The following is a 12951-nucleotide window of genomic DNA, read 5'->3' on the forward strand; positions in this document are numbered from 1 at the left end:
CCGGGAAGGTCAGCCCTGGGCGAGCACCGACACCGGCTGCCACTGCTCCCACGTCGCCAGCCGGCTCTCGTAGTCGGCCCTGGCCAACTGCAGGGGCAGCTCACCGAAGAACACCCGCAGCGGCGGGTTCTCGGCGTCGACGATCTTGAGCACCGCCTCGGCCGACGCCTTCGGATCGCCGGGCTTGGCGCTGCGCTGGGCGCGGGCGCGTTGCGCGGCCTCGCGGGCCTCGTCGTAATCGGCAAGCGGGGCAGCATGTCTGGCCGAGGATCCGGCCCAGTCGGTGGAGAAGCCGCCAGGCTCGATCAGCGTCACGTGCACACCGAACGGTGCGACCTCTTGGGCCAGTGACTGTGAGAACCCTTCCAGCGCCCACTTCGACGCGTGGTACATGCCGACCAGTGGAAATGCGGTGATGCCGCCGATCGAGGACACCTGGATGATGTGCCCGCTGCCCTGGGCGCGCAGATACGGCAGCGCGGCTTGGGTGACCCACAGTGCGCCGAAGACGTTCGTCTCGATCTGGTCCCGCGCGTCGGCCTCCGACAGCTCCTCGATGAACCCGAACTGGCCGTAACCGGCATTGTTGACGACGATATCCAGCCGGCCGAAGTTGTCATGGGCCTGTTTGACGGCGACGAAGTCCGCCTCTCGGTCGGTGACATCAAGGCGGATCGGCAGCAGCGCGTCGCCGTACTTGTCGGCCAGGTCGGCCAGCGTGGCGGTGTCGCGCGCGGTGGCGGCCACCTTGTCACCGCGGTCCAGGGCTGCGATTGCCCATTCCCGGCCGAAACCCCTCGATGCACCGGTGATGAACCACACTTTTTCGCTCATGATCAACCCTTCGACGTTTCGTTCCCTGCAGTTCAGCGGTCGGACGCAGCCACCCATTCCCCCGGCCGTCCGACTTGCAGGAAGTCCACAGGGAGCCGCGACGGTGCGCCACGGTTTCGGTCACTGTCAATCTATTGAGCACCGCCCGGTAGCGTCAGCACCGTGAGTCGAGCGAGCCTGGAGAAGAACCCCCACGAAGTGGCATCGATGTTCGATGCCGTGGCGCGGCGCTACGACCTGACCAACACCGTGCTATCCCTCGGACAGGACCGGTTCTGGCGTCGGCAGACGCGTGCGGCGCTCGGCATCGGTCCCGGCGACAAGGTGCTGGACCTGGCGGCGGGCACCGCGGTGTCGACGGTCGAGCTGGCGAGCTCCGGCGCGTGGTGTGTGGCGGCGGACTTCTCGGTGGGCATGCTCGCCGCCGGGGCATCGCGGCCGGTGCCGAAGGTGGGTGCCGACGCCACCCGGCTGCCGTTCGCCGACGGGGTGTTCGACGCGGTCACCATCAGCTTCGGGTTGCGCAACGTCGTCGACCATGTGGCGGGACTGCGGGAGATGGCCCGGGTGACGCGGCCGGGCGGCCGACTGGTGGTGTGCGAGTTCTCGACGCCGACCAACGGTGCGTTCGCCACGCTGTACAAGGAGTACCTGATGCAGGCGCTGCCGCGGATGGCCACCGCGGTGTCGAGCAACCCGGATGCCTATGTGTACCTGGCCGAGTCGATCCGCGCCTGGCCGGATCAGGCCGAGCTGGCCCGGCGTATCGGCGAAGCCGGCTGGTCACAGGTCAAGTGGCGCAACCTGACCGGCGGTATCGTGGCGCTGCACGCAGCGACCAAGCCGTCTCCCTGACTCCATTTTCTCTCTGTCGCCGAAATGGCATTCCAGCAGGAGTTGTTCGAGTAACCACCTGCTGGAATGCGGTTTCGGCGGATTCTTACGACAGCACCCGACTGGTCAGTACGAACCGCCGCAGGGACCGGCGGTCGCGAGCGCTGATCACCGTGCCGGTCAGCTCGGCTGCCCGCGGATGCTGCAGCGCCCGGATCGCCCGGCGCGGCACCGCCCGTGGCCACCAGTCCGTCGGCGCGAACATCTGGCGCCGGAACGGCTCGAAGTGTTCGCCCGCCACCAACTGGGTGTGGCAGGCGTCCTCGAAGTAGGTGCAGAACTCGGGCCAGCTCGCAGGCATCGGGCGCGCGGAGATGCCGTAACGCCCATACCACGCGCAGCACTCCTGGTAGAGCTGCTCGTGCTCGCCTTCGTCCAGCTTCCGGATGAACGTATTCACCATCGTCACAATGCTTTCCACATATGTGGCGTGCTGGAAGTGGAAGACGTCGGGGTTCAGCGCGTGGTACTTGTTCCCGGCCGGGTCCCGGCCTTTCACGTCCTCGTGCGCGAAGCGGATGTAGGGGCGCATGTCGATGTCGGTGAAGGCGATCCTGATCGCCTGGGTCACCGTGCGTTTGTGGTGCAACCACACCCGTCGGTGCAACAGCGCATGCTGTGTGATCCCGGTGGCGATCGTCGGATGCAGTGACTGCAGGCAGACTGCCCTCGGCAGGACGAACAGGAACCGCCGGTCCTGCAGATAACGCGACAGCATGGTGTCCGGGCCGAGCCCGGCCGCCACGGAGGTCAGATCAGCGCCTTCTTGCGGCGGATCCGGCGGCGCAGGTCCTTCATCAGCACCGCATAGTTGCCGTTGCGCAGTGACTTCGGCAGGAAGCGGTTGACGAACGCCACGAACAGGAAGAGATGCTCGAAGCGGCGCCGGTCGGTATCGGTCCACTCCAATTCCATCGCGTCGCGGAACACCGGCGCCAGGAAGCCGATGGTCAAGAACCGCAGCAGCGGCGCCAGCATCTTTCGCATGGGCCAGTTGATCATCCGCAACTCCACCAGGACCATGAGGTAATCCCGGACGAACGGGGTCATCTCGACGCGTTCGCATGCGGTGTTCCAATACGCATCGAAGTCCGCCCTGGTGGCCGGCCACATCTCCTCGAGGACCTGCAGCGTGGTGCCGATGGTCATCGCACTCTGGTAGAAGGTCTCGGCCTGTTCCTCGGTCATCGTGCCGTAGAGCAGCTGATGGGTGTCTTCATAGAAAATGAAAAGGCATGCCGCCACCCACAACTGCAGTTCGCGGTTGAACGCGTTGTACTTGACCGGGCTGTCCTCGGTGGACCGAACCTGCCGGTGCGCAACGTTGACGGCTTCGCGGTAGGCGTTCTTCTCCTCGTCGGTGCCGAGGATCGCCACGGTCAGGTATTGCGCCGTGGTGCGCAGCCGCTTCCACGGGTGGTGCACCAAACTTCCTGATTCCACCCGGCTTTCGGCGACGCCGTACCCCACTTCGGGCCAGCTCATCTGCATGATGACATTGGCCGCCGCTCCGGCGGCGGACCAGAAGTCCAGCGCGTCCGAGAGGTCGACGTGCTTCTTCCGGATCCACCGCGGCACCCGTTGCGTGACGGTGATGCGGGTCTCGGCGGTAGTCAGCCGCGGCTCGGCGGCCAGGTCCACGTACGTCGCTGGCATGGGGGCTCCTCTCGGGGGCGAAACAGGGCTAACAGCGGGTTACACGGTCTGCACGTCGTCGACGATCCAGCGGTCGCCGCTGCGCACCAGCTTGACCACCATTCGGTACTTCTGATTACTGCCTTGTGGTGCAGTCACATTGGTGACGTGTTGATCGACGAAGGCGACGACGGTGGCGGTGTCGCCGTCGAGGCTGTCGACGACCACGTGATCGGCCGTTGCGGTCGCGACACCCTTGCTGGTCACCACGATGTCGCGCAGCGCCTTGACCATCTCGTCGTACTTGGCCGCGAATCCTGGGGTGGAATTGGCAACGATGTGCTCACGGTTGGCGTCCATCTTCTGGTAGTCGAACGCAGCCATCGCCACCAGATAGTCGCGGGACATCGCCACGGCGTCGGTGCGCAGTGCGTCGTCGCGACGGTGGTGGTATTCGCCGAGCGACAACACCACCAGCGCTGCCACGGCGGCGACGGCGAGCAGTGCGACCAGAGCCGTTGCGATCCGGCGCTTGAGCCGGCCGGGCGCAGTGGGTTCGGAGTCCTCGGCCTCTGGCTCGTCGACGTCGGGGTCCTGGACATCCTCGGCGGCGTCTTCGGGGACATCCTCGGGGACATCGTCGGAGGGCTTGTCCAATGTCAGCACCGATTCCTTGCGGTCGTCGTCGGCAGAGTCATCGTCGGAATTGCTCACTGCGGGCCACCTTTCAGGATGCTGCGCCATTTGTAGGCCAGCTGGGCCAGGGTCGGGATCTTGACCGGGTCACTGACCACCTCGGGTCCGATCGGATGTCCGGGGGTCTGTGAGTTCTGCAGGCCGAGATCGTTGGGTCGGGGTGCGTTGACCGCCCCCCGCATCAGCATGTCGGGTGCGGGCGGGCAGTACATCACCAGGTTGGGTTCGGTGGGACTGACATCGCCGATGGCCCGCCGGTCGACGTCGTAGTTGCACACCGGTCCCTGCGTGGCGATCAACGAGAAATCCGCCCGGGTCTGGCCGGTGGCGTCGACCTTGACGATCGAGGTCAGGTCCTGCAGACCCTTGGGGATGGTCGTGAGCCCCGTCTGCAGCGAATCAGTACGGTCACCGATGATCGGGGTGACGGTGGCCAGGTTGGCCAGGGTGGCGCCGAAGGTGCCCTGGTAGGTGTCCAGCACCCGCTGCAGGGATTTCAGCGCGGCGGGGGACCGGTCGGTCAGGTACAGGAACGCCGGGCCACTGCCATCGAGCTGATTGGCCAACCGTGAGCTGGCGGCCATGCCGCGCACGAACGGGTCACCCTGACCGGCCATGGTGGTGACCAGCTCCGCGGTGCCCTCGATCAGCGGCTGCAGTTGGCCGGTCTGGTTCCGAATCCGGGTGGACATGTCCGACGCGTTGTCGATCAACATGGCCAGATCCGGTCCCAACCCGTCGAAGGCGTTCGACAGTTCGGTGCCGACGTCTCTGACCGCCCGGGTGTCAATGCCTTTCACCAGTTGTGCGGTGTCGCCCATGATCCGGTCCATCTGGATCGGTTGACGGTCGGCAGGTGCGGCGATGGTGTCCCCGGACGCCAGGTACGGACCGGCATCGGATTGCGGCATGATGTCGACACTCTGGATGCCGGCGGCCGTGCCCATCCCGACGGTCAGGATCGCATCGCGCGGGATCCGGGTGTCGGGATCGATCGCCAGCCGCACCATCGCGGTGCCGTCGGGGGACAGCCACACGTCGTCGACGGTGCCGACCTGCACCCCCCGCACGGTGACGCTGGTGCCCGCGGTGAGTCCGAACGCGTCGCTCATCGTCGCGGTCAGGGTCATCGGTGTCCGGAACCCTTGCGGTCCGGCCACATAACGAATGCCGAACGGGATGACGATCACGGCGATCACTGCGAAGATCGCCAGCTGAACCACTACCAGGCGTCTCAATTCAGACCTCCCGACAAGAACCCTTCCAGGGCGACGTCCCCGGTGATCGGGGTGCCGTTGACGATCAACCCTCCGGTGAGGAGTTTGTCGATGGTGCCCGGGATGTCCAGGGCGCCATCGAACATCAGGTAGTCGCCGTGTACCGAGCTGCCGAACTTCTCCAGGAAGTTGTTCATCGCCGTGAGCATCCCGCCCAGCCGGTCGTTGAAGGCGCCCATGGTCTGCACGACGGTGCCGGCGTCGGACACCATGGCGTTCAGATCGGTCGAGGAGAGCACACTGTTGGCGGTGGCGGCCAGCGCGGTGGTGGAGGAGAACAGCGTCTGCAACTTGGCCCGCTGGACATCGAGCATCGCCACCACCTTCGGCACGGCGTCGAGGTAGCCGGCAACGGTTTTCTGCTCGTGGCCGAACTGTCCGGTGATGTTGGCGGCCAGGCTCATTGCTTGGTCGAACTCGCCCTGATGTTCGGAGGTCTTGGCGGCCAGCAGCGACATCGAGTCGATCAGTCCGCGCACCTTGTCGGCCCGGCCGGCGAAGGCCTTGTCCAGTTCGGTGACGATGGTGGCGAGCTGATCGACGCCGCTGCGGGACAGCAGCGCCCCGAAGGTGGCCAGTGCGCTCTCGATCTGCGGCCCCAGCTCGGTGTGACTGGGCGGGATCACGTCGCCGTCGCGTAGCGCCCGCTGCGGAGCCAGCTGTGCGCTGCTGAGCCGGACGAACGGATTGCCAAGGGCTGACGGCAGTTCCACGCTGGCCACGGTCCCGGAGTCCAGACCGTCGGCGTCGGCCAGGCTCAGCTGCACCGAGGCGCCCGAGGCGGCCAGGCTCATCCCGCTGACCCGGCCCACCACCTTCTGCCCGTTGCGGACGTCGGCCCCGATGGTGATGCCGTCGGCGGTGGGCAGCACCACGGTGACGGCCATCGTGTCACTCGGTGAGGTGCGGCCCAAGGGCAGGTCCTGAATTCCGATATCGCTCAACGCCCATACGCTCGCGGCGGCGACCACCAGCGCGCAACCGACGGCCGCACCCCGCAGGGTGGGTTTGGGCAGGGATCTAGGCATGACCGTTCACCTCGGGTACTTCGGGTTCGGCGCCGGGGCGTTGCCGGTGACAGCGGACACGATGCCCAGCGGGTCCGACCGGCTGATCGGGTAGGAGATCGGGTTGGTGATCCCGGCACCTACACACATCGGCAGCATGTTGCGGTCGCAGAAATTCTGGGCCGCGGCGAACTGTGACAGCACCGTGGACACGTTCAGCCGGATCCGGCCGCGCCGGTCCTGGCCGATGGTGTTGGACAGGTTCTGCATCATCAGCGGCACCAGGTCCATGAACTCGGCCAGCTGCGGTTGCTTGGCTGTCAGCACATCGCCGACGGCGTTGAGGTTGGCCGCGATGGTGCCCAGATCGTCACCGTGCTGGGTGACGAAGGTGTCGACCTGATCGAGCACCACCTTCAGATCGGCCATGGGCTGGGCGATGTCGACGTTGGCGTCGGCCCAACTGCCGCCGACCTGACCGAGTTCGTCGACCATCTGGTTCAGCGACACCTGGCGCTGGTTGAAGGCCGCCATCAGGGTGCTGAGGTTGTCGACCACCGCACCGATGTCCTCGGCCCGCGCACCCAGTACGCCGCTGGCCGCACTGAGATTGCGCATCGCGGAGTTGAACAGCTTGCCCTGATCGCGCCACTGGTCGGCACCGCGGGTGAGCACCGCGCCGATGTCGCCCTGTTGTGGCCCGATCGCCGAGGTCAGTGTGCTCAGGCTGCCCAGCATGGTGTCGAAGGTGATCGGGGAGTGGCTGTGGTCGGCCCCGATGACGTGTCCGTCGGCCAGCGTGGGGCCCGTTCCGCTGTAGGCGGGGCCGAGTTCGACGCTGCGATCACTGATCAGGGCCGGGCTCACCACGTAGGCATCGGGTTCGGCGGGCAGCGCGACGTCGTCGGGCAGCGTCATGGTGACCCGCACCGTGGTGCCCTGTGGCGTCACCGCGGTGACCCGTCCCACCGGCACCCCGAGCACGGTCACCTTGCTGCCCGGGTAGATGCCGTTGATGTAGCCGAAGTCGGCATGTACCGTGCGGGCCCGATCGGTGCGGCCGAACACATACCAGCCACCGGCGGCCAGACACAGGACGACGATCAGCGCCGTCGAAATCCGTCGAGTCATCGGCACTCCCGCTGAACATTGAGGAAGCACAGCAGGTTGTCGGGCATCACCACGGACGGCGAGTTGACGTCGGCCCAGTTTCCGTTGCCGGTGGCATTGGTGACCGCACGGATCGCCGGGGGCATCTTCTGTAGGGTCTGGTCGATCTTGTCCACATTGGCTTTCAGGGTTCCGGTGACCGCGGTGAGGCCGGTGATCAAACTGCCGAAATCGGCCTGTTTGTCGGTGTAGATCTCGGCCAGGTGCCGCATGATCGCGGTCAGGTTGGTGACGATGTCGGCCAGCGCCTGACGGCGGGCGGCCAGTGAGGACACGATGTACTGCGCATTGGCCGCGGTATCAGCCAGCGAATCGGTTTGATGCGACAGCATTTCGGCCATCGACCGGCTGATCCGCAGGATCTCGTCGATCTTGTCGCCGTTGTCGGCGAAGGCCGAGCTGGCGGCGCTGATCCCGGCCAGCGCCTGGCCGAGCTCGGTGCTGTTGCCGGGCATGGTCTCGACCAAGGTGTTCATCATCGCCGTCAGCGGCTGCTGGTCGACGTGCTCGGCAGTGTCGGCGGCCTTGCGCCCGACTTCGTCGAGGCTGTACGGAACCGTGGTGCGCGACAACGGAATGACGTTGGAGTCCAAACCATTGACGGTCCCGGCGGGCATGACGTCGAGGAACCGCTTACCAAGCACGGTTCGCAGCCGCACTGTGACCGTGGTGCGGTTGCCGAGGGCCTGAGCCTTGTCCAGCCGGAAGCCGACCCGTACCCGGTCGACGGCCAGCGCCACGTCCTCCACCCGCCCGGCCGGCACCCCGGCGACGTACACCGGATCGCCTCCGGTCAGCCCGCTGGCATTGGCCAGCTCCGCGACATAGGAGTTGGTCCGCACGTGGTAGACCGCGCGGGGAATCCCGATGGAGACGACCATGATGGCCACCAGGGTGATGGTGCCGATCATGCCCAGCGCCAACGGGATTGATGGATTGTGTTTGCGCTGATCCTTCACGAAGAGGAAGATCACCGCGCCGACGAAGAGGTCGATCAGTTTGACGAGGAACATCTACTGACACACCTCTGAATGCGTGTAGCCGAAGATGTTCGCTTCGTGGCTGCGGATCTTGAGGGTGAAGTTGCACAGGTACAGGCTGACGAACCCGCCGTAGCTGGAGGTCCGGTTGATGGCATCGCCGAACTCCGGCAGCCGGGTCAGCAGCTTGGTGAATTCCTCGGTGTTGGGCTGCCAGGTCTGCAGCATGGAATTGAGATTGGTGATGGTGTCTCCGTAGGCGGCGCTGGAGTTGTTGACCGTGTTGGCCAGGGTGGCCAGCACGGCGTTGCCCTGGTCGATGAGCATCTCGAACTGCCGGTCACCGGAGGTCACCGCCGCGCTGAGCCGGTTGAGTCCGGTGAGCATCTGCTCCAGCTGCGGTTGTCGGGTGTTCATCGTGCGCATCAACGTCGACATGTTGTCGATGAGCTGGGTGAATATCCCCGCGTTGTTGGTCAAACTCGATGTCATGGCGGCGATCTGGGTGAGCAGTGTCGTCAGGGTCTGGGCCTGGCCACTGAACGTCTCGACGAATCCCCGGGTCAACGTGTTGACCTGTTCGGGGGCCAGCGCGTCGAACAGCGGCTTGAATCCGTTGAGCAGTGCGGTCAGATCGACCGCCGGCGAGGTCTGGGCCAGGGGGATCACGCCCCCGGCGGCCAGTCGGGCCGGCGGTTCGTCGGTGGAGACGTCCATAATGGCTCCGCCCGGATCGGACAGTGCCACATAACGGGCACCGAGCATGTCGCCATAACGCACCGCGGCGGTGACGTTGCTGGTCAGGGTGAAGTCAGAGTTGACCTCGATGTCGACGTCGGCCCGGCTGGTGCCGTCGGTGTTGGGGGCGAACCGGATCGAGTCCACCCGTCCGATCCGAATGCCGTTCATGGTCACCGGGTTTCCGACGTTGAGTCCCTCGACGCTGCTGAACTGTGCCTGGTAGGTGACGGTGCTACCGCGCACCGGCACCGACAGGGTGTTGATCACCAGCACCGCGCTGAGCACCCCGGCCGTGCTGAAGCCGCCGAGCTTGACCCACGACTGCCACCGTCCGTTCCGGTTCATGAGACCTGCACTTCCGTGCCGCGTACCAGCGGGCCCAGCATCAGTACCGTGGCGATGTTCGGTTGCGTCGAGGGGCCGCCGGCCGGGGGCACGAGTTCGTCCTGCAGCACTGCCAGGGCGTGGGCCTGGCCGTCGGCGTCGACGACCGCGGACGCCGGTGCCGCGGCGACTGCCTCGGCGGGAAGCGGTTCCGTCGGTATCGGCGCGGACTGCGGCAACCCGGGTCCCGGCGGCAGATACGAGTGCGTCGGCAGGTGCGGAGCCGGGGCCGTGAACGGCGTGACCGGAAGGTCGGCGGCCGGGCGGGCCAGCACGTCGGCGGGCTGATCCGGAACCTGGCCCGACGGAGCCGATTCGGCGCAGCGGGCACCTTGGGTGGCCCCGTAGACCGGACAGTCCTGCATCGAGTACGGCATCGGTCCGGCGAAGGTCGCCACGGCGGTGATGTTGAACTTGCCCGTCGCGAACACCTTGGCGCCGGCCTCACCGAACGACTGCGCGCCGGCCAGGGTGTCGACCAACCCCAGCGGCTGGGCGGCCGTGGTCGCCATGATCTTGCCTGCCGCATCCACCACGGTGATCAACTGCTCGCGGTGATCGGCCATGAACGAGGTGAGCACCGAGGAGAACCGGGCGAAACCGTCGATGGTCGAAGCGAACTCCTTCTGGTCGTCGACCATCCGGTTGGACACCGACGTCGCCGCCGACAGCGTCGAGATGATGTCGGGGGTGGCGGTGTTCAGCGAGGCCATGACGTCCCGGAATTGCGGTGTGGTGTCGAGGAATCGCACCAGTGACGGCGTCAGCACCTGCGCGCTGGCGCTCAGATTGTCGATCGTGGAACCCAGTTCGGTACCGCGGTTGCGCAGCGACTGGCTGATCGCGGTCAGGGCCGTCTGCATGCGCTCGGGCTTGATCTGTGAGAACAGGTCGACGATCTTGGTGAACACGTCGTAGAGGGCCATCGCATCGGGGCTGTCGTCGATCGACACGGTGTCGCCGGCCTTCAGGCCCGTCGCGGACCGGTTGCCTTTCGGGTCGACGAGTTGCAGGTAGATGTCGCCGAAGAAGGTGCGGGGCACGATCCGCGCGACGGCCGAGGACGGGATGATGCCGAGGCTGTCGGGCTCGATCGCCAGTCTGACCCGGGACGTGTGGGTGCCCGACTCGATCTCGGCGATGCGCCCGACGTTCACGCCGTGGTAGCGCACCGGGGATCCGCCGGTGATGAGTCCGGCCGACACCGGAACGCCCACGAACACATCGGCGCTGCGTTCAAGATGCCCCGATGCCCGGGCCACCAGCACCGACGCCACTACTACCGCCACGGTGGCGGCGGCGAGGCCGCGCAGGGCCTGTCGGGCTCGGCTGGGTTCCGAATACCTGCGTCGCCTGCCGAATCGTTTGAGGCGCTTCACATTCCCATCCCGGGGATCTCGGGGACCAGGCCCCACAGCGCGAAGGTGAGCAGCACGTCGAGGATGCCGACCGCCAGGATCGCGGTGCGCAGGGCCCGGCCGGCGGCCTGCCCCACCCCGGCGGGTCCGCCCGAGGCGAAGTAGCCGTAGGTGCAGTGCACCAGGGCGACGACGATCGCGAAGACGACGGCCTTGATCCCGGAATAGAGCAGGTCCCGGGGTCCGAGGGCCAGGTGGAAGAAGTAGTCATAGGTACCGGGGGAGGCGCCGTTGAAGATCACCACCACGGTCCGGGTGGACAGGTAGCTGGCCAGCAGGCCGATCATGTAGATCGGGATGACGCAGACCACCGAGGCCAGCACGCGGGTGCCGACCAGGTAGGGGATCGACCGTAGTGCCATGGCATCGAGCGCGTCGATCTCGTCAGAGATCCGCATGGCCCCGATCTGCGCGGTGAAGCCCGTCCCGACCTTGGCGGCCAACGCGATTGCCACCACGACCGGCGCCAGCTCGCGGGTGTTGGCGATCGCGGCCAGCATGCCCGACAGGGTGTTCATCCCGACCAGGTCCAGGCCGCGCTGGGTCTCGACGCCCAGCATCATCGCCGCGGCCAGCGACATCGCGAACACGATGCCGATGGTGCCGCCGCCGGAGAGCAGGGAGCTGGTGCCGAAGGTGACCTCGCCGATCTGGCCGAGGGTGTGCTTGCGGTAGCGCACCAGTGCATACGGCAGTGAACCGAGGACCTTGGCGTAGAACGTGACGTGCTGACCGGCGACCGCCAGCGCGTCGTACCCGGCGACTGCGGGTCGCGAGATCCGGTGCAGGGCAGCGCTGCTGGAAAGGGCGGTCATCGGTAACTGCCCACGGCCGGAACCACCACGGTGTACAGCGCGGACATGGTCGTGTTCAGGATGAAGACCAGGGCGAAGGCCAGCACCACGGCTTCGTTCACCGCGTTGGCCACGCCGCCGGCGCCGCCCTTGGTGTGCAGGCCCTTGAAGGTGGCCACCAGGGTTGCGGTGAGGCCGAAAACAGCCGACTTGATCAGTGCCATAACGAAATCCGATACCTGGCCGTACTGACTGAATGTGGCCAGGAACGTTCCGGCGGGCAGGTGCTGCACGCTGATGTGGTACAGGTAGCACGCCATCACGCCGCCGAAGGTGACGATCGAGCACAGGGCCAGGGCCACGATGACGGCGGCGACCAGGCGCGGTGCGACGAGGCGCTCGATCACGTCGAGACCCATGACCTCCATCGCGTCGATCTCCTCGCGGATGGTGCGCGATCCCAGGTCCGTGCAGATCGCCGAACCGGCCACGCCGGCCATCATCAGCGCGCACACCAGGGCCGCGGCCTGGCCGACGATGATGAACGCCACCACGGCGCCCGAGTATCCGCCGGCGCCGATGCGCCCGGCCAGCTCGCCGACCGACACGGCGATGAACACCCCGATCGGCATCATCAACAGCAGCGCCGGGCCGGTGCACACCCGGCCGATGAACAGGGTCTGGTTGACGACTTCGTCGAGCACCAGGCGTCGGCGCACCACCGCGGTGACGACGCTGACCAGCGCCTGCACCGAGAAGCCGAGCACGTAGCCGCCCTGGACCAGGACGTCCCGAACGGGGCCCTTGGACGCCGGTAGCTCGTAGGTCATCGAGTTCCTTCCCCGCTTGTCGTGGCATGCGCGGGGCCGACCGGTGACCACCGGCTGTGCTGGAGCACGTTTCGACCCCCCGGTCGTCTGTGGAGCATGTCACATTTCGGGACGCGTTCGCAAGAATTAAGTGAATGGTCATTCTCGAGTCGCGAGGGCCTGTCTTGTGAGGTCTCGAACGGTGAGAGGCCCGAGTTTGTGATCAAGAGATCGCCTTACTGTCGCGTGAATTCAACTCGGCGTGTCGGACGGGGCCCGCAGCAGAATCACGATTAACTTAGCGCCCACAGG

The 12951-nt window shown here is 66.3% G+C and carries 13 protein-coding genes; 1 reads left to right on the forward strand and 12 read right to left on the reverse strand.

Going from position 1 to position 12951, the window contains the following annotated elements; translation table 11 throughout:
* Window positions 1-9: 9 nt before the first annotated feature.
* The gene (locus tag A5779_RS27005) at window positions 10-834 is read right to left on the reverse strand and encodes an SDR family oxidoreductase (protein WP_064886788.1); all 825 of its coding nucleotides are present in this window, start codon (window positions 832-834) and stop codon (window positions 10-12) included.
* A 162-nt stretch (window positions 835-996) separates the two neighbouring features.
* Between A5779_RS27005 and A5779_RS27010 the strand changes: the two genes are divergently transcribed.
* Entirely contained in the window at window positions 997-1689 is a 693-nt protein-coding gene (locus tag A5779_RS27010; protein WP_055110371.1) for a demethylmenaquinone methyltransferase, read from the forward strand.
* A gap of 85 nt (window positions 1690-1774) precedes the next feature.
* On the opposite strand, the gene A5779_RS27015 is transcribed toward A5779_RS27010, so the two are convergent.
* Genes A5779_RS27015 through A5779_RS27065 form a run of 11 tightly spaced genes read right to left on the reverse strand, consistent with a single transcriptional unit; the run spans window position 1775 to window position 12660 of the window.
* Window positions 1775-2473, reverse strand: a complete 699-nt coding sequence (locus A5779_RS27015; protein WP_082941871.1) for an oxygenase MpaB family protein — start codon at window positions 2471-2473, stop codon at window positions 1775-1777.
* Between the two features lie 5 nt (window positions 2474-2478).
* Window positions 2479-3384, reverse strand: coding sequence for an oxygenase MpaB family protein (locus tag A5779_RS27020; RefSeq protein WP_055110359.1), 906 nt, complete (start codon window positions 3382-3384; stop codon window positions 2479-2481).
* 39 nt (window positions 3385-3423) lie between these two features.
* Window positions 3424-4077 carry an Rv1363c family protein gene (locus A5779_RS27025; protein ID WP_207549122.1) on the reverse strand — a complete coding sequence of 218 codons (654 nt, stop codon included), beginning with the start codon at window positions 4075-4077 and terminating at the stop codon, window positions 3424-3426.
* Window positions 4074-5297 carry an MlaD family protein gene (locus tag A5779_RS27030; RefSeq protein ID WP_064886789.1) on the reverse strand — a complete coding sequence of 408 codons (1224 nt, stop codon included), beginning with the start codon at window positions 5295-5297 and terminating at the stop codon, window positions 4074-4076. Before A5779_RS27030 ends, A5779_RS27025 begins: the two co-directional genes overlap by 4 nt.
* Window positions 5294-6364 (reverse strand): MlaD family protein, encoded by a 1071-nt coding sequence (locus tag A5779_RS27035; RefSeq protein ID WP_131811704.1) that lies wholly within the window; start codon window positions 6362-6364, stop codon window positions 5294-5296. Before A5779_RS27035 ends, A5779_RS27030 begins: the two co-directional genes overlap by 4 nt.
* A 6-nt stretch (window positions 6365-6370) precedes the next feature.
* Window positions 6371-7474 (reverse strand): MCE family protein, encoded by a 1104-nt coding sequence (locus tag A5779_RS27040; RefSeq protein ID WP_064886837.1) that lies wholly within the window; start codon window positions 7472-7474, stop codon window positions 6371-6373.
* A complete protein-coding gene (locus tag A5779_RS27045) occupies window positions 7471-8526 on the reverse strand; it encodes an MCE family protein (protein ID WP_064886790.1) in 1056 nt (351 codons plus the stop codon). Before A5779_RS27045 ends, A5779_RS27040 begins: the two co-directional genes overlap by 4 nt.
* Window positions 8527-9579, reverse strand: a complete 1053-nt coding sequence (locus A5779_RS27050; RefSeq protein ID WP_064886791.1) for an MCE family protein — start codon at window positions 9577-9579, stop codon at window positions 8527-8529. It lies immediately after the preceding gene.
* Window positions 9576-10997: an MCE family protein gene (locus tag A5779_RS27055; protein WP_165609837.1), complete on the reverse strand. Its 1422-nt coding sequence runs from the start codon at window positions 10995-10997 to the stop codon at window positions 9576-9578. Before A5779_RS27055 ends, A5779_RS27050 begins: the two co-directional genes overlap by 4 nt.
* Window positions 10994-11851, reverse strand: a complete 858-nt coding sequence (locus A5779_RS27060; protein ID WP_088305613.1) for an MlaE family ABC transporter permease — start codon at window positions 11849-11851, stop codon at window positions 10994-10996. Before A5779_RS27060 ends, A5779_RS27055 begins: the two co-directional genes overlap by 4 nt.
* Window positions 11848-12660, reverse strand: a complete 813-nt coding sequence (locus A5779_RS27065) for an MlaE family ABC transporter permease (protein ID WP_055111544.1) — start codon at window positions 12658-12660, stop codon at window positions 11848-11850. Before A5779_RS27065 ends, A5779_RS27060 begins: the two co-directional genes overlap by 4 nt.
* Window positions 12661-12951: the final 291 nt, after the last annotated feature.

It is taken from the genome of Mycolicibacterium peregrinum (genome assembly GCF_001665625.1).
GTDB classification, from domain to species: Bacteria; Actinomycetota; Actinomycetes; order Mycobacteriales; family Mycobacteriaceae; genus Mycobacterium; species Mycobacterium peregrinum_B.

What these genes read in the sequence shown, in the direction of transcription:
- A5779_RS27060 (WP_088305613.1), bottom strand. Translation starts at nt 11,851, where the DNA reads ATGACCGCCCTTTCCAGCAGCGCTGCCCTGCACCGGATCTCGCGACCC.
- A5779_RS27005 (WP_064886788.1), bottom strand. Translation starts at nt 834, where the DNA reads ATGAGCGAAAAAGTGTGGTTCATCACCGGTGCATCGAGGGGTTTCGGC.
- A5779_RS27035 (WP_131811704.1), bottom strand. Translation starts at nt 6,364, where the DNA reads ATGCCTAGATCCCTGCCCAAACCCACCCTGCGGGGTGCGGCCGTCGGT.
- A5779_RS27045 (WP_064886790.1), bottom strand. Translation starts at nt 8,526, where the DNA reads ATGTTCCTCGTCAAACTGATCGACCTCTTCGTCGGCGCGGTGATCTTC.
- A5779_RS27065 (WP_055111544.1), bottom strand. Translation starts at nt 12,660, where the DNA reads ATGACCTACGAGCTACCGGCGTCCAAGGGCCCCGTTCGGGACGTCCTG.
- A5779_RS27040 (WP_064886837.1), bottom strand. Translation starts at nt 7,474, where the DNA reads ATGACTCGACGGATTTCGACGGCGCTGATCGTCGTCCTGTGTCTGGCC.
- A5779_RS27050 (WP_064886791.1), bottom strand. Translation starts at nt 9,579, where the DNA reads ATGAACCGGAACGGACGGTGGCAGTCGTGGGTCAAGCTCGGCGGCTTC.
- A5779_RS27020 (WP_055110359.1), bottom strand. Translation starts at nt 3,384, where the DNA reads ATGCCAGCGACGTACGTGGACCTGGCCGCCGAGCCGCGGCTGACTACC.